The organism is Thermotoga petrophila RKU-1 (assembly GCF_000016785.1).
In the GTDB taxonomy this organism is placed as follows: Bacteria; Thermotogota; Thermotogae; order Thermotogales; family Thermotogaceae; genus Thermotoga; species Thermotoga petrophila.
Window position 1 is genome coordinate 787,981 of record NC_009486.1, and the last position, 16,278, is coordinate 804,258.

Sequence of the window (16,278 nt, forward strand, 5' to 3'; positions counted from 1 at the left end):
AGTGAAGATAGCGATCGATGTGATGGGTGGTGACAGAGCGCCCGATGAAATTTTGAAGGGCGCTCTTTTGGCTTCAAAAGAAGTTGAGGGAGAGATAGTACTCATCGGACCCGAAGAAATAGTGAGGAACAAAGGTCTTCCCTTTGTTTCTGCCTTTGAAATCGTTAAAATGGACGATCCTCCTCTGGAAGTCCTCAGAAAAAAGAACTCTTCGATGCATGTGGGCTTGAAGTTGCTCTCCGAGGGAAAAGTGGATGCGTTTGTGAGCGCTGGTGCCACTGGTCCTCTCTTTCTTGGTGCCACTTCAATCGTGGGTAAACTGGAAGGCATCGAAAGACCCGCACTTGGAGTAGCTGTGCCTTCGCTCAAGGGAGCTACCGTTCTCATCGACGCGGGGGCGAACGCCAAGGTCAGACCAGAGCATCTGGTTGATTTTGCTTTCATGGGAATCGCTTACTCCAAGGTTCTGGGAGCAGAAAACCCAAGAGTTGGTCTTCTGAATATGGGATCTGAAGAGAACAAAGGACCAGATGATATCAAAAGAGCCTATCAGCTTTTGAAGGAGTTTCTCGGAGATACGTTTTTTGGAAACATTGAAGGCCACGATATAAACCTTGGCACCGTTGATGTTGTAGTGGCTGATGGTTTCTCAGGGAACGTCGCGTTGAAAACCATGGAGGGTACTGCAAAGTTGGTCACGAGTGTGTTGAAGGAGTCTATAAAGGATGGAGGTTTTCTTTCCCTCCTTGGGGCGCTTCTCATGAAGAGAAGTTTTGACAAGATGAAAGAGAAGCTCGACCCCAGGTCCTATGGAGGTACTTTTATATTGGGAGTGAAAGGAATCGTTGTGAAAGCGCATGGATCTTCAGATGCAAAGGCCATAAAGCATGCTATAAAAGTCGCGGAGAAGGGTATTAGAATGAACATCGTTCAGGAGATAGAGAGGGGGATCTCCCATGTGCGGAATAGTGGGGATGGTCGGTGAGAATTTGAAACTCGAAGATCTTGTGACATCGCTTCAGAAGCTCGAATACAGAGGTTACGATTCAGCGGGTATCGCTTATTTGGGTGATAGTTTCGGAGTGTACAAAAAGAAGGGAAGGATAGATGTTCTAAAGAACGGACTCAAACAAAAGCTGAACGATAGATTCTTCGTCGGAATCGCTCACACGAGATGGGCCACACATGGTGAGCCGAACGACATGAATGCCCATCCTCATATGGATTGCAAAGAAGAAATCGCGGTGGTTCACAACGGCATAATTGAAAATTATAGAGAGATAAGGGAGTTTTTGGAACAACGAGGACACGTTTTTTCATCGGAAACGGATACCGAAGTGATCGCTCATCTTGTGGAGGAAGAGTTCGAAGGTGATCTGCTTGATGCCGTTCTGAAAGCCGTCAAGAAATTGAAAGGAGCCTACGCAATCGCAGTTGTTCATAAAAATGTTCCTGACACCATCGTTGCTGCAAGGAAAGGCAGCCCCCTTGTTGCTGGGATTGGAAGCGGTGTAGGGATTCTCGCGTCGGATGTGACTCCTCTTTTGAGGTTTACGAAAGACGTTGTTTTTCTGGAAGACGGCGACGTGATGGTTTTAAGAAAGGATGGATTTGAAGTTTACAACACGGACGGGGTGAAGCAGCAAAGAAGGGTTTACCACGTTGACTGGGATGAAAAAGCGGCAGAGAAGGGTGGATACAAACACTTCATGTACAAGGAAATAATGGAGGATCCGCAAGCTCTTGTGAATGCACTCGTTGGAAGAGTGAAAAACGATCGACCATTTTTTGAAGAGCTCGAGTACTACGAAGAGCTTCTAAAGGATGCAGATAGAATCCGTGTGGTGTCGTGTGGAACCAGTTACTATGCAGGGTTGGTGTTCAAATATTTTCTGGAAAATCACACGGATATAGATGTTGAAGTCGAGGTTTCTTCTGAATTCAGATACAAGAGGCCTCACATAAAGGAAGGGGATGTTCTGATAGCCATCTCACAGTCTGGGGAAACGGCCGATACCCTTGAATCCGTTAGACTCGCTAAAAAGCACGGTGCAAAGATCGTTTCAATTGTGAACGTGGTGGGTTCCACACTCGATAGAGAATCCGATGTGACGCTCTTCATGAACGCGGGGCCCGAAATAGGAGTTGCCGCGACGAAAACCTACGTGGCTGAACTCGCTGTGCTGTACCTTCTTGGACTGAAAGTAATGGAGATAAACGGCTACTGGGATAGGGAAGCAGAAGAGATTCTGGACAAGCTCGTTCGTATGCCAGAACTTCTGGAGAACGTGCTGAGAAAGGATCCTCAAATAAGGGAGCTTTCTGAAAAATACAAAGATTACAGGAACTTCATGTACATAGGAAGAGGATACGGTTATCCCACTGCACTGGAAGGCGCTTTGAAACTGAAGGAAATAACGTACATACATGCCACAGCTTATCAAGCAGGCGAACTCAAACACGGTCCCATAGCCCTTCTGGATGTTGATTTTCCAGTTTTCGCTGTGATGCCGGACGATAGTCTGTTCTTCAAAACCAAGAGCAACGTGATCGAATCTAAATCGAGGAATGCACCTGTGATTGTTCTGGGAACGGAGGGTAACAGAAGTCTCGAAGAGATCACAGGTGATATCATTCATGTTCCCCCAACCCATGAGAGTCTCTATCCGCTCATGATGGCTCCGGTTATACAGCTGTTTGCTTATCATATAGCGGATTTGAAAGGACTGGATCCGGATAAGCCCAGAAATCTTGCAAAGAGTGTCACTGTGGAGTGATCTGGAGGTGAAACCAGGTGATAGATGTTTTGAAGAAAATCCTGAAAAAGATCTCTGAGAAAGGCGGAGAGAACCCGGTTGTGCTTGATATGAGAAAAACACCTGTTCCAACGGATTACTTTGTGATTTTTACGGCGAATTCCTACACTCATATGAGGGCGATGAGGGACGAACTGATCGATCTGATAAAGGAATTGTCGCTACCCTTGATCTACTATGACAAAGGCGAAGAATACGAATGGTTGATCATAGATGCAGGCAGTGTTGTGATCCACATCTTCACGGAGAAAGGAAGAGATTTCTACGACCTTGAAGGACTCTGGATAGACGCGGACAGGATAAGTGTTTGAGGAGGATGAGAGGATGGCAGGAAAGTTCTGTAGTTTTTGTGGACGCGATATTCAGCAGGTGGAAAGGCTGATTGCTGGTCCCAACAACGTTTACATATGTAACGAGTGTATCGATCTGTTTCACGATCTTCTGAGAAGCGATAGAAAAGTCCGTATAAAAAACGAAATAAAAGAAATTCCAACACCTGCGGAAATCAAGGCCGAACTCGACAAGTACATAATAGGACAGGAAAGGGCGAAGAAAGTCCTTTCTGTGGCTGTTTACAACCATTACAAACGGGTGTTCTCAAACCTGGATTCTAACGATGTGGAGATAGAGAAATCGAACGTTCTTCTCATTGGTCCCACAGGCACCGGGAAAACCTATCTTGCGAGAATTCTCGCCAAAATTCTCAATGTTCCATTCGCCATAGCCGATGCAACACCTCTCACAGAGGCAGGATATGTGGGAGAGGACGTGGAAAACGTTGTTCTCAGGCTGCTGGAAGCAGCGAACTTCGACATTGAGAGAGCACAGTACGGAATCATCTACATAGATGAAATCGACAAGATAGCCAAGAAATCCCCAAATCCTTCGATAACAAGAGATGTCTCCGGTGAAGGAGTGCAGCAAGCTCTCCTCAAGATACTGGAGGGAACGATAGCGAACGTTCCACCACAGGGTGGAAGGAAACATCCGTACCAGGAGTTCATAAAGGTGGACACAAGGAACATCCTTTTCATAGCCGGAGGAGCGTTCGACGGTCTTGAGGAAATTATAAAGAGGCGTATTCAGAGTACCACCATGGGATTCGGTGCGGAGATAAAGAGCAAAAAAGAGATGAGACTTGGAGAGATCCTGAAACATGTAACACCGGACGATCTGGTACAGTACGGTCTCATTCCAGAATTTGTTGGAAGATTTCCTGTGATAGCGACGCTCGATGATCTGTCGGAAGACGATCTCGTTAGGATACTGAAAGAACCGAAGAACGCCGTTGTGAGGCAGTATCAAAAACTGTTCGAGATCGACGGTGTGAAACTGGAAGTAACGGACGAAGCCCTCAGGATCATAGCGAAGAAGGCGATCAAGAGAGGCACAGGTGCACGCGCTCTGAAGAACGTGTTTGAGGAAATGATGATAGATATGATGTTTGAACTTCCAAATTTGAAGAACGTGGAAAAGGTCGTTATCACGGAAGAAGTTGCTCTTGGAAAGGAAAAACCCATCGTTGTTATGAGGGAATCGGCATGAGAGTTCTTGGAATAGAAACGTCCTGCGATGAAACGGCGGTCGCTGTTCTGGACAATGGTAAAAACGTTGTTGTGAATTTCACAGTTTCTCAGATAGAAATCCACCAGAAGTTTGGAGGGGTGGTGCCTGAAGTGGCGGCCAGGCACCACCTCAAAAATTTACCCATTCTTTTGAAGAAAGCTTTTGAAAAAGTCCCACCGGAAACAGTAGATGTCGTTGCGGCCACCTATGGACCTGGCCTAATCGGTGCCCTCCTCGTTGGTCTGTCCGCAGCAAAAGGACTCGCCATTTCGCTTGAAAAACCCTTTGTTGGAGTGAATCACGTAGAAGCTCATGTGCAGGCGGTTTTTTTGGCAAACCCTGATCTGAAACCACCCCTCGTTGTTTTGATGGTTTCAGGTGGGCACACACAGCTGATGAAAGTGAATGAGGACTATTCTATGGAAGTACTGGGGGAGACTCTCGATGATTCAGCGGGAGAGGCGTTCGATAAGGTAGCTCGCCTCCTCGGACTCGGATATCCTGGAGGTCCTGTGATCGACAGAGTGGCAAAGAAAGGAGATCCTGAAAAGTACAGCTTCCCTCGTCCAATGCTGGATGATGACAGTTACAACTTCAGCTTTGCGGGTTTGAAGACTTCTGTTCTCTATTTCCTTCAGAGGGAAAAAGACTACAAGGTAGAAGATGTTGCGGCTTCTTTCCAGAAGGCGGTCGTTGATATTCTCGTTGAAAAAACCTTCCGACTGGCGAGAAATCTTGGAATCAGAAAAATAGCGTTCGTCGGAGGAGTTGCCGCGAATTCTATGTTGAGAGAAGAGGTACGGAAAAGGGCGGAAAGATGGAATTACGAGGTTTTCTTCCCACCGTTAGAACTCTGCACGGACAACGCTCTGATGGTCGCAAAGGCGGGCTATGAAAAAGCGAAAAGGGGGATGTTTTCCCCCTTGAATTTGAACGCCGATCCCAACTTGAATGTTTAGTCTTTCTTTTCGCTTGAAGCGGACGCCGTTTCTTTCTTTTTCTCACTCTTCCTCGAATCTGTTATGTAAAAACCGCTTCCTTTGAAAATAATTCCCACTCTTCCTATCGTTCTTTTCATTTTAGCACCACACTCTTCACAGATAACCTCCGGTGATTCGTTTATGCCGTGCATAACCGTTGTTTCGTATCCACATTCTTCGCACACGTATCTATAGATTGGCATGTCTTTCACCTCCTTCAATAATGCTTTGTCTTCTTCGATAAAAAAATGGTCGGGGCGACTGGACTTGAACCAGCGACCTCCTGCTCCCAAGGCAGGCGCGCTAGCCACCTGCGCTACGCCCCGATCCATTTTTAAATGATACCATTAATCTGTCGCCAGTTCAACTCGCTTTTTCTTCTGATAATATATTATTATGAAAACTCAGGGATAGGGTGGAGATTGATGAAGAAAGTTCTCATCGTTGACGACAGCAAATTCTGGCGGCTTGTCGTTTCTGATATCGTAAAAAACATCAAGAAAGACGTAGAGATCCTCCTCGCAGAGGGTGGAATGGACGGGTTACAGAAGGCTTTGAATCACAGACCCGACTACTTCATCATCGATTACAACATGCCTGATTTTTCTGGGCTGTATCTTTCTGTTGTTTTGAGAGAAATGAAAGCTTTCAAAGACTCAGGAATAGTCATATTAACGGCATCCTCTGACACGATCAATCCCTTCTGGGCGAAAAAGAGTGGAGCGAATCTGTTCATAAACAAAGGAAAAAAAGAGGAAATCGAGAAGGAACTTCAGGTTTTTCTGAACACTCCATACGAGTCTCTCAAAAACTATGAGAGCAGCGAATCTGGAAACGTTTTTCATATCGTTGAAAAGCGATTGAAAAGGGAGATTCTTGAGAAAGAAATTCTCTCTTATCTCAAGTACTCCCGTGACGAGAGATACGTGATTTCCCTTCTTGTTATGCTGTTCAGAAATTTCTCTCTGTTTGGAAGCTTCAGAGCGCTTCTTATTTCCACGAGTGAAGGAAGGATTTACTCCTTTGGAAAGCCGGTTGATAAAGAAGTTCTCAGAAAGTTTTTGATCTCCAAACTGGAAAAACCGACATCTCCATCTTTCTGGTCCTTTCATGGTGTTTTCGGTGAGGGCTCGATTTCGGATGATAACATTTCTGCAGTCGTGAAAGATGACGGAACAGAACTCGGGGTTGTCCTATTCGAAGATGTTGAAAATCCATTCCTCTTGAGAAATGCTTTAGAAGATTCTCTTTCGAGTCTCATGGTTCTTTTCAGAAATCTGAACGACTTTCGAGATTACGTGATCGCTTCAGAAACAGACGGACTGACGGGTTTGTTCAACAAGAGGGCCATCATGAGATTTCTGGAGGAGGTTCTTCGAAGCGGAAAGAATATCGCAGTGGCTATGATGGATATAGACGATTTCAAGAAGATAAACGACACGTTCGGCCATCCTGTGGGAGATGAAGTGTTGAGGGCGGTGGCAAACATACTGAGGGAAACTGTGAAAAGCGGAAAAGTGGGAAGATACGGTGGAGAGGAGTTCATGGTGGTGTTTGAAACAGGTGAACGAGACGCGGTGGTAAAAACGATGAATAGCATCATGGAGAACATCAGAAACTTCGACTGGCAGAAGATATTCGGAAGTGAAAAGAAAGTAACTTTGAGTGGAGGAGTTGCGTTTTCAAAGAAAGAGTCCTCACCGGTGGAATTGATAGAGGAAGCAGACAAAAAACTTTACACAGCTAAGCGTTCTGGGAAAGATCGTTACGTGATATAATAACTGAAAAATCACAGTGGGTGATAGCATGCACGTGCTGAAGCTCGTTTCGGATCTGGAAACACCGGTTTCCACTTTTATGAAGGTTTCCAGAGGAGAAGAATTCGCTTTCCTGCTTGAAAGCGTGGAGCTCGGTTCCGCTTTCGGAAGGCATTCCTTCATAGGTATAGGAAAAAAAGACGTGCTCGTTTTCGAAAAGGGAATCTTGAGAACTTCGAATCAGCAGCTCGATTATACTTCCTCTCCTCTCAAAGCGATAAAAGACTGGCTTGAGGTCTATAGATACAACGTCAAACACGACGAACTCCCTTCGTTCAGGGGAGGAGCAGTTGGCTTCGTCAGTTATGACTACATTTCTTACATAGAGAAAGTCAAAGTCAGAGCCTCTGTGTTTCCCACGTTTTATTTCGTGGTGCCTGAGCATCTCATAATATTCGATCACCTGAAGAACAACGTCTTCATCATCAGCGATAGTCCTGAGGAACTTGCATCGAAGGTCTTGAGCCCTTTTGAAGAGGAACCAGAGAAGAACGTTTTTGTGACAGAACCGGAATCGAACTTCGAAAGAGAGCAGTTCTACAAAGTGGTTGAAAAGGCCAAAAAGTACATTGTAGAAGGTGACATATTCCAGGTGGTTCTCTCTCAGGCTTTCACATTCAAAACGACGCTGGATCCGTTCTACATCTACAGGGCGCTCAGAATGATCAATCCTTCTCCCTACATGTTTTATCTGAAGTTCGGAGACACGGTCGTTTTGGGATCTTCTCCCGAAACCATGGCGAAGGTGGAAGGAGACAAGGCCACTGTGAAGCCAATTGCCGGCACCAGACCGCGGGGAAGAACTGTTGAAGAAGATCTGAAGCTGGAGAGAGAACTTTTGAACGACGAAAAAGAGATAGCAGAGCACGTTATGCTTGTGGATCTTGGAAGAAACGACCTTGGAAGAGTCTGTAAAGAAGGAACCGTGCGAGTGGAGAAGAAGATGGTTATCGAAAGGTACTCCCATGTTATGCACATAGTCTCGCAGGTGAGCGGTGAATTGAAGGACGATAAAGATGCTGTGGATGTGTTCGAAGCGACTTTCCCTGCGGGGACAGTCTCTGGCGCACCCAAAGTGAGGGCAATGGAGATCATAGAAGAACTCGAACCCACCCCACGAGGGCCATACGCTGGAGCCGTCGGGTATTTCTCTTTCCCCGATGATAAAGGAAAGATGAACATGGATTCTGCTATCACCATCAGGTCCTTTTTCTTCAAAGGTAAACAGGGATGGCTCCAGGCAGGAGCGGGTATCGTTTACGATTCCGTTCCGGAGCGTGAGTATCAGGAGACTCTGAACAAACTCAGGGCGTTGTTCAGAAGCCTGGAAGTTGCGCAGAAGATCCAGGGGGGATTGTTTTGAAAAGAGTGATCGTTATAGACAACTACGATTCGTTCGTTTACAACATCGTTCAGTACATCGGTGAGGTAGAACCGGGCTGTGAAATCGAAGTCTTCAGAAACGATGAGATAACGATTGAAGAGATAGAGAGAAAAAATCCTACTCACATAGTTATATCTCCTGGTCCCGGAAGACCTGAAGAAGCGGGTATCTCCGTCGATGTTGTGAGGCACTTCAGCGGGAAGGTCCCAATACTCGGTGTGTGTCTTGGACACCAGGTGATTGGCTACGCTTTTGGTGGAAAGATCGTGCATGCAAAGAGGATTCTTCATGGAAAGACATCGAAGATCGTACACAACGGAAAGGGTGTATTCTCTGGTGTGAAAAATCCACTCGTTGCTACGCGGTACCATTCACTCGTCGTTGAGGAGGCATCCCTTCCTGAGGTTCTGGAAATCACCGCCAAAAGTGACGATGGAGAGATCATGGGACTCCAGCACAAAGAACACCCAACCTTTGGAGTTCAGTTTCATCCAGAATCCGTACTGACCGAAGAAGGAAAGAGAATCATAAAGAACTTCCTGAACATCCAGGATATTCAGAAAAAGAAAGTTTCCGAAGAAGTGGAAATTGACATCGTTTCCGCTCTCAAAAAACTCGTAGAGTTTGAAGATCTCACTTTTGAAGAGAGCCGTCAGGTGATGAACTTCATCATGTCTGGGAATGCCACAGATGCTCAAATCGCAGGTTTCCTTGTGGCACTCAGAATGAAAGGAGAAACGGGAGACGAACTCGGTGGAATGGCCAGCGTCATGCGAGAGAAATCGGTTCATATAAGAGCACCTTCTCCGAGAACGGTCGACACCTGTGGAACCGGTGGAGACGGTTTTGGCACGTTCAACATTTCAACGACAACGGCCTTTGTCGTTGCTGCGGCTGGTATTCCCGTTGCAAAACACGGTAACCGATCTGTCTCAAGCAAGGTGGGGAGTGCCGACGTTCTCGAAGCCGGTGGGTACAAACTTGAAAAGACACCGGAGGAGATGGAAAGAGAGCTCAGAGAGACTGGTTTTTCTTTCCTTTTCGCACCGCTTCTTCATCCAGCGATGAAGCACGTGATGCCCGCGAGAAGACAGCTGAAGATAAGAACGGCTTTCAACCTTCTTGGTCCCATAACGAACCCTGCCAGGGTGAAGTACCAGGTGGTGGGGGTCTTCGATCTTTCTTTCGCTTCCAAACTTGCAACGGCCCTTCAACGTCTTGGTACGGAACGCTCGGCAGTGGTCAACGGAGGTTTCACAGACGAACTCACCACGTGTGGTAAGAACAACGTACTCCTCGTTACCCAGGAAGAGATCGTACCTATGACGCTGGATCCCGAAGAACTCGGATTGAAGAGGGGAGATCCCAAGGAGCTGAAAGGTCCTTCCGATCCCAAAGAGGCGTACCGGATGATGGAAAGTGTTCTGAAAGGAGAAGCCAGCAGAACACAGGTGGAGACGGTGGCTTTGAACGCAGGGGTTGTTTTCTGGCTGGTGGGTGAATGTGACACTATAAAGGACGGTGTCGGGAAGGCACTTGATCTCATCAGAACGGGTGAGGCCTACAAAAAATTGAGGGAGGTAATGGACTATCAGAAGACTCTGGGAAATAGTTGAAGCCAAAAAGAAAGATATTCTGGAGATAGACGGCGAGAACTTGATCGTTCAAAGAAGAAACCACAGATTTCTGGAGGTTCTGTCGGGAAAAGAGAAAGTAAAGATCATAGCGGAATTCAAGAAGGCTTCTCCATCTGCTGGAGATATAAACGCTGATGCTTCTCTGGAATATTTCATAAGGATGTACGACGAGCTGGTGGATGCGATCAGCATCCTCACGGAAAAGCATTATTTCAAAGGAGATATTTCTTTCGTAAAAGCAGCGAGGGCCTTGACCTGCAGACCCATTCTCGCTAAGGACTTCTACATAGACAAGGTCCAGGTGAAACTGGCTTCCAGTGTGGGAGCAGACGCCGTTCTTATTATCGCCCGAATACTCACTGCAGAGCAGATAAAAGAGATCTATGAAGCGGCGGAAGAGCTCGGAATGGACAGTCTCGTAGAAGTCCACTCCAGAGAAGATCTGGAGAAGGTCTTTTCGGTGATCAGACCGAAGATAATCGGTATCAACACGAGAGATCTGGACACTTTCGAGATAAGGAAGAATGTGCTGTGGGAACTTCTACCACTCGTGCCGGATGATACGGTTGTGGTCGCTGAAAGTGGCATAAAAGATCCCAGAGAACTCAAGGATCTGCGGGGGAAGGTGAACGCTGTTCTCGTTGGTACATCCATCATGAAAGCCGAGAATCCAAGAAGATTTCTGGAAGAGATGAGAGCATGGTCAGAGTGAAGATCTGTGGGATAACTAATCTGGAAGATGCGCTGTTTTCTGTGGAGAGTGGCGCTGACGCTGTGGGATTCGTTTTCTATCCGAAGAGCAAAAGGTACATCTCTCCTGAAGATGCCAGGAGGATTTCTGTTGAATTACCTCCTTTCGTTTTTCGTGTGGGGGTCTTTGTGAACGAAGAACCAGAAAAGATTCTGGATGTGGCCTCTTATGTTCAGCTGAACGCGGTCCAGTTACATGGAGAAGAACCGATCGAACTGTGCAGAAAAATAGCGGAGAGAATCCTGGTGATAAAAGCGGTTGGGATTTCGAACGAAAGGGATATAGAGCGTGCTTTGAATTACAGGGAGTTTCCGGTTCTTCTCGATACGAAGACACCGGAGTATGGGGGAAGTGGAAAAACGTTCGACTGGTCTCTGATCCTCCCCTACAGAGACCAGTTCAGGTATCTTGTACTATCGGGAGGTTTGAATCCTGATAACGTCAGAAGTGCGATAGATATGGTTAGGCCTTTCGCGGTGGATGTGTCTTCCGGTGTTGAGGCCTTTCCGGGAAAGAAAGATCACGATTCAATAAAGACGTTCATTAAAAATGCAAAGGGGTTGTGAGAATGAAAGGTTACTTTGGTCCTTACGGAGGTCAGTACGTTCCCGAGATTCTCATGCCTGCCCTTGAAGAACTCGAGGCGGCTTACGAGGGAATCATGAAGGATGGATCGTTCTGGAGAGAGTTCAACGACCTTCTAAGGGATTACGCTGGACGCCCCACTCCTCTTTACTTCGCCAGAAGGTTGAGTGAAAAGTACAACGCCAGGATTTATTTGAAGCGTGAAGATCTTCTTCACACAGGTGCTCACAAGATAAACAACGCCATAGGTCAGGTGCTTCTCGCGAAGAGGATGGGAAAAACAAGAATAATAGCGGAAACAGGAGCGGGGCAGCACGGCGTTGCCACCGCGACGGCCGCTGCGCTCTTTGGAATGGAGTGCGTCATATACATGGGCGAAGAAGACACGATCAGACAGAAACCCAACGTTGAGAGAATGAAACTCCTCGGCGCGAAAGTGGTTCCCGTGAAGAGCGGAAGCAGAACGCTGAAAGACGCCATAAACGAAGCCCTTCGGGATTGGATCACGAACCTTCAGACCACCTACTACGTTATCGGATCCGTCGTGGGACCTCACCCGTATCCGATCATAGTGAGAAACTTTCAGAAGGTGATTGGTGAGGAAACAAAAAAGCAGATCCTTGAGAAGGAAGGGAGATTGCCGGATTACATCGTTGCGTGTGTTGGAGGAGGAAGCAACGCTGCCGGTATCTTCTACCCGTTCATAGATTCCGGTGTGAAGCTGATCGGAGTGGAAGCCGGTGGAGAAGGCCTCGAAACCGGAAAGCACGCAGCTTCTCTTCTCAAAGGGAAAATTGGATACCTACACGGAAGTAAGACCTTCGTTCTTCAGGATGACTGGGGCCAGGTTCAGGTGACACACTCGGTTTCGGCGGGACTGGACTATTCCGGTGTGGGGCCTGAACACGCTTATTGGAGGGAGACTGGAAAAGTTCTGTACGATGCGGTGACGGATGAAGAAGCTCTCGATGCCTTCATCGAACTTTCAAGGCTGGAAGGGATCATTCCAGCACTCGAAAGCTCTCACGCACTGGCTTACCTGAAGAAGATCAATATAAAGGGTAAGGTCGTCGTTGTGAACCTTTCAGGGCGCGGCGACAAGGATTTAGAATCAGTTTTGAACCATCCGTACGTCAGGGAGAGGATAGGATGAAGGGCTTTATTGCATACATCCCCGCTGGATTTCCCGATCTTGAAACCACAAGGAAAATACTTATCGCTCTCAACGAACTCGGCATCACAGGTGTGGAGATAGGAGTTCCGTTCTCCGATCCGGTGGCTGACGGTCCTGTTATTCAGCTTGCCCACAGCGTGGCTCTGAGAAATGGAGTCACTATGAAGAAGATCCTGGAGATGCTGGGTGAAATATCTGTTGATTACGATCTCTACCTGATGAGTTATCTGAATCCGATAGTGAACTATCCAGAGGGAAAAGAAAAACTCCTCGATGAATTGAAAAAACTCGGTGTGAAGGGCTTGATCATACCTGACCTGCCCTTGAGGGAGGTAAAGAACGTCAATATAGCGTATCCCATAGTTCCCTTCGTTGCACCGAACACCAAAGATGAGGAAATAGAGTTTATCAATTCCGTTCAGGCTCCGTTCGTCTATTACATATCCCGGTACGGCGTCACAGGTGAGAGGGAAGACCTTCCTTTCGCGGATCACATAAAGAGGGTGAAAGAAAGAATAAAACTTCCTCTCTTCGTGGGTTTTGGAATCTCCAGGCACGAACAGGTGGAGAAGGTGTGGGAGATCGCCGACGGTGCGATCGTCGGGAGCGCGCTTGTGAGAATAATGGAAGAAAGTCCGAAGGATGAGATTCCTAAGAAGGTTGTTGAGAAAGTGAAAGAACTCCTCGGAAAATAAAAACCCCGCCTGCGCGGGGTTTTCACACGTACTGGTAACCATCCACGATCTTTTTTTCGCTCATCAAGTGTCTCTGGACGTATTGACCGCAGTTGCTGCCGATCTTGTTCTCCTCGAGTTCACCGATACTCAGGATCACCTCAAAACCAGCGTTTTTGAGCTCTTCTATGAAGTTCTGATGCTTCAGAAGTCCTTTTCTTTCGACGTCAACATCTGAATTCAGATTGTTCTCCTTTGAACGATAGGTAGGGTTCACCGGTGTGATTTTCACAAGGAACTTCTCAGGATCGAAGACTTCTATGATCACTTCCGGGTCCAGCGAGTACTCTTGTGCCACAGCGAAATTCAAGGTGATTTTTCTGTCGTTTTCTTTCACAAACCGCTTTCCGAACTCTGATATCTTGTCGAGAGACCATTTTTTTACGGGAATGATCCGATCTCTTTCTTTCTCGTCTGTGGAGTGAATGGAAAACTGAAGCTGGAACTTACCTCTATAGTGTTTTTCCTTTATTTTAAGAAGCTCTTCGAAGAAAGAATCCGTCCCGTGAGGGGCGACTGTGGAAATCGAAGGCATCAGTCCAGGCGCTTCGTACCTTACTGGAAGTTCCTTCAGAACATCGAGAACGGCTTCGTTTAGGGCGGGTTCTCCCATCCTTGCAAACTGTATTTTGAACTTCTCCGAAGGGATCCTTCCGTTTGGGTACCTGCTCTTCACCAGAAAATCGATCTGTTCGAAGATTTCATCGGCGGAGAGTTTACCTTTGTAAAAACCTCCTGCGTCGCACATGAGACATCCCACGGGACATCCAGCGAGTGTTGAAACAATAAGAACCCATTTCTTTTCGCGGGGAATGGGCGGCTGAATCGATTCAACGAATTCCACCAGATTCCCTCTGGAAGTTTCTCCAAGATACACGTATGCGACTTCTTCTTTTCCCACTCTCTTGAGAATTTTCACAGCTTTTACCTCCCCAGGAATATGTTCCTTTTCAGAAGATCTCCCACAGTTGTGATCTCGCCGTGGCCCGGACACACGAGCCAGTCCTCTGGAAGATTTTTGAAGAACTCTTTCACCTTTTTCAGCGTGGTTTTCATTTTCTCTTCCGATCCTCCAAGGTCTATTCTTCCGATCGTGTCGGCAAAGACCGTATCTCCGGTGAAAACCACTCCGTCGAAGATGATGAATCGAGACCCTTTTGTGTGACCTGGCACCTTAAGGGTTCTGAAATGAAGATCGATGTTCTCCCATGGAAGATCGACGATCACCGAATGGTCCATGAAATCACTGGAAAGGTTCGCGGCAGGATCTGTCAGCGTGAAGGCGTCTTCGGGAGAGATGAAAAGACCTCTCACATCCAGTTCCAGGATTCCCGATATGTGGTCACAGTGGCCGTGTGTGACGAGGACAACGACTGGCTTGCTGACGAATTGAGAGATCCCTTCTCCTGGATCTATCACGTAGAGAGTACCATCAATCTCAAACACGTAGGTGTTCACATCGAACGGCGGCGAAGTTGTGTATCTGCTGACTTTCATACTGTTCCCTCTCTTCTCAGGATCTCCATCGCTGTTTCGATGGCACTGCCCATCGCTATCGATGTCTGTCTGAAACCACCTCTCGCATCCCCAACAATGAAAGTTCTTTCTCCAGGTTCAACGAAAGAAGTATTTGGGACCCTGCCCACAGACAAAAGGAGAGCGTCGAAGGTGAAAACACCGTGTTCTGTTTTCAGTTTAACCATTTTGCCCTCTTCTTCCACCTTGAGGATGGGGCATCTTTCATGATAATAGAATTTCTCGTATTTTTTCGCTCTCTCGACCAGGAGGGGAAGCGCTCTGATTCTGCTGCCTCTGTTGAAAAGATGTACCTCTTTTCCTCTCCTGAGAGCGTTCAAAGCGCTGTCGAATGCAGCGTCTCCTGCTCCATAGATTGCGAGTTGCTCGAATTCTGGAAGATCGATGAATTCATAGACCACATTCTTAGATACTTCGAACTCTGGAATCCTCTTTGGAATCGTGCCACTTGCAACGATCACGTAATCGAACGAATAAGTTTCTCTTTCTGTCAGAATCTTTTCGTTTTCCACCTTTACAACTTCTTCCCTTATGAGTTCAGCACCAGATTCAAATAATCTTTTCTCCAGTGTTTTGCAGATCTCTTCACCGGGGGCTGGAGGCAAAACCGGGATGTTTTCAACGAGATGGGCGTTCCGCAAAAGTCCCCCCACCCTGTTTTTTTCGAACACTGTAACGTGAACGTTGTACCTCCTCAGAAACACAGCGGCTGCTACTCCTGCTGGCCCTGCTCCAACGATTCCAACGCGCACAGGATCTCCTCCGTCTTTGCGATGTACGCGACTCCATGTGCCAGGTTTTTCAGTGAAGAGAAGTGGTACCATTCGTTTTTATCCCACAGCGCGTCCTCCACCATTATCACTTCGAAGTTTCTCACAAAAGCGCTTCGGGCTGTAGTTTCACAGCAAAGATGTGTCATCACACCTGTTATGATCAGCTGGTTGACGTTTCTTGATCTGAGCTCCTCTTCGAGTTTCGTTGAATAAAACGCGTCGTACGTGTTCTTTTCAAAAAGAAGAACATCGGAAAAAACGGGAACGGCCCACCTTTTATCCACTTCGTTTCCCCACCACTTCTTCATCATCGGGGACGCTCCTACGTGGACTGTGGCTATCACGGGAAGTTTCGCTCTTTCGAAGGAGATCTTCAGTTTTCTGATGTTTTCGATAGCAACCTCCACTCCCCGGAGGTATGCTGGGGAGTCAGGAGAGGTGAAATAACTTTGAAGATCGATGATGAGAAGTGCTGGCCTTTTCAAAGTGAATCTTTTCTTTTCTCTTTCTGGGAAATAAAACATA

17 protein-coding genes and 1 tRNA gene are annotated in these 16,278 nt (G+C 47.0%); 12 read left to right on the forward strand and 6 right to left on the reverse strand.

Annotated elements, in window-relative coordinates; genetic code table 11:
• Position 1: 1 nt before the first annotated feature.
• Genes plsX through tsaD form a run of 5 tightly spaced genes read left to right on the forward strand, consistent with a single transcriptional unit; the run spans position 2 to position 5,341 of the window.
• The gene (gene plsX / locus TPET_RS03975) at positions 2 to 985 is read left to right on the forward strand and encodes a phosphate acyltransferase PlsX (protein WP_048810865.1); all 984 of its coding nucleotides are present in this window, start codon (positions 2 to 4) and stop codon (positions 983 to 985) included.
• The gene (gene glmS / locus TPET_RS03980; protein ID WP_011943364.1) at positions 957 to 2,777 is read left to right on the forward strand and encodes a glutamine--fructose-6-phosphate transaminase (isomerizing); all 1,821 of its coding nucleotides are present in this window, start codon (positions 957 to 959) and stop codon (positions 2,775 to 2,777) included. The genes plsX and glmS overlap by 29 nt, the downstream gene beginning before the upstream one ends.
• 17 nt (positions 2,778 to 2,794) lie before the next feature.
• Positions 2,795 to 3,127, forward strand: a complete 333-nt coding sequence (rsfS, locus tag TPET_RS03985) for a ribosome silencing factor (RefSeq protein WP_011943365.1) — start codon at positions 2,795 to 2,797, stop codon at positions 3,125 to 3,127.
• A gap of 13 nt (positions 3,128 to 3,140) precedes the next feature.
• Positions 3,141 to 4,361: an ATP-dependent Clp protease ATP-binding subunit ClpX gene (gene clpX, locus TPET_RS03990; RefSeq protein ID WP_011943366.1), complete on the forward strand. Its 1,221-nt coding sequence runs from the start codon at positions 3,141 to 3,143 to the stop codon at positions 4,359 to 4,361.
• Positions 4,358 to 5,341: a tRNA (adenosine(37)-N6)-threonylcarbamoyltransferase complex transferase subunit TsaD gene (gene tsaD, locus TPET_RS03995; RefSeq protein WP_011943367.1), complete on the forward strand. Its 984-nt coding sequence runs from the start codon at positions 4,358 to 4,360 to the stop codon at positions 5,339 to 5,341. The genes clpX and tsaD overlap by 4 nt, the downstream gene beginning before the upstream one ends.
• On the opposite strand, the gene TPET_RS04000 is transcribed toward tsaD, so the two are convergent.
• Positions 5,338 to 5,565, reverse strand: coding sequence for an FmdB family zinc ribbon protein (locus TPET_RS04000; RefSeq protein ID WP_011943368.1), 228 nt, complete (start codon positions 5,563 to 5,565; stop codon positions 5,338 to 5,340). The genes tsaD and TPET_RS04000 overlap by 4 nt on opposite strands.
• 46 nt (positions 5,566 to 5,611) lie before the next feature.
• Positions 5,612 to 5,688 (reverse strand) — tRNA-Pro (locus TPET_RS04005).
• Between the two features lie 99 nt (positions 5,689 to 5,787).
• Here TPET_RS04005 and TPET_RS04010 point away from each other — a divergent pair.
• Genes TPET_RS04010 through trpA form a run of 7 tightly spaced genes read left to right on the forward strand, consistent with a single transcriptional unit; the run spans position 5,788 to position 13,405 of the window.
• Positions 5,788 to 7,140, forward strand: a complete 1,353-nt coding sequence (locus TPET_RS04010; protein ID WP_011943369.1) for a GGDEF domain-containing response regulator — start codon at positions 5,788 to 5,790, stop codon at positions 7,138 to 7,140.
• Between the two features lie 28 nt (positions 7,141 to 7,168).
• Complete coding sequence (locus tag TPET_RS04015; protein ID WP_011943370.1) at positions 7,169 to 8,542, forward strand: anthranilate synthase component I family protein; 1,374 nt, start codon at positions 7,169 to 7,171, stop codon at positions 8,540 to 8,542.
• A gap of 5 nt (positions 8,543 to 8,547) precedes the next feature.
• Positions 8,548 to 10,179 (forward strand): bifunctional anthranilate synthase component II/anthranilate phosphoribosyltransferase, encoded by a 1,632-nt coding sequence (locus TPET_RS04020; protein ID WP_238374331.1) that lies wholly within the window; start codon positions 8,548 to 8,550, stop codon positions 10,177 to 10,179.
• The gene (locus TPET_RS04025) at positions 10,154 to 10,912 is read left to right on the forward strand and encodes an indole-3-glycerol-phosphate synthase (RefSeq protein ID WP_012896140.1); all 759 of its coding nucleotides are present in this window, start codon (positions 10,154 to 10,156) and stop codon (positions 10,910 to 10,912) included. Before TPET_RS04020 ends, TPET_RS04025 begins: the two co-directional genes overlap by 26 nt.
• Complete coding sequence (locus TPET_RS04030) at positions 10,900 to 11,517, forward strand: phosphoribosylanthranilate isomerase (RefSeq protein WP_011943373.1); 618 nt, start codon at positions 10,900 to 10,902, stop codon at positions 11,515 to 11,517. Before TPET_RS04025 ends, TPET_RS04030 begins: the two co-directional genes overlap by 13 nt.
• A gap of 2 nt (positions 11,518 to 11,519) precedes the next feature.
• Positions 11,520 to 12,689: a tryptophan synthase subunit beta gene (trpB, locus tag TPET_RS04035; protein ID WP_011943374.1), complete on the forward strand. Its 1,170-nt coding sequence runs from the start codon at positions 11,520 to 11,522 to the stop codon at positions 12,687 to 12,689.
• A complete protein-coding gene (trpA, locus tag TPET_RS04040; protein WP_011943375.1) occupies positions 12,686 to 13,405 on the forward strand; it encodes a tryptophan synthase subunit alpha in 720 nt (239 codons plus the stop codon). Before trpB ends, trpA begins: the two co-directional genes overlap by 4 nt.
• Positions 13,406 to 13,427: 22 nt before the next feature.
• Here the strand turns inward: trpA and TPET_RS04045 are convergent, their stop codons facing one another.
• From TPET_RS04045 to TPET_RS04060, 4 genes are read right to left on the reverse strand one after another with little or no spacing between them, the layout of a single operon-like run.
• Positions 13,428 to 14,363: a radical SAM protein gene (locus TPET_RS04045; RefSeq protein WP_011943376.1), complete on the reverse strand. Its 936-nt coding sequence runs from the start codon at positions 14,361 to 14,363 to the stop codon at positions 13,428 to 13,430.
• A 5-nt stretch (positions 14,364 to 14,368) separates the two neighbouring features.
• On the reverse strand, positions 14,369 to 14,941 hold the full coding sequence (locus tag TPET_RS04050; protein WP_011943377.1) for an MBL fold metallo-hydrolase: 573 nt from the start codon (positions 14,939 to 14,941) through the stop codon (positions 14,369 to 14,371).
• Complete coding sequence (locus tag TPET_RS04055; protein WP_011943378.1) at positions 14,938 to 15,732, reverse strand: NAD(P)/FAD-dependent oxidoreductase; 795 nt, start codon at positions 15,730 to 15,732, stop codon at positions 14,938 to 14,940. Before TPET_RS04055 ends, TPET_RS04050 begins: the two co-directional genes overlap by 4 nt.
• Positions 15,693 to 16,277, reverse strand: a complete 585-nt coding sequence (locus tag TPET_RS04060) for an isochorismatase family protein (protein ID WP_011943379.1) — start codon at positions 16,275 to 16,277, stop codon at positions 15,693 to 15,695. The genes TPET_RS04055 and TPET_RS04060 overlap by 40 nt, the downstream gene beginning before the upstream one ends.
• Position 16,278 lies beyond the last annotated feature (1 nt).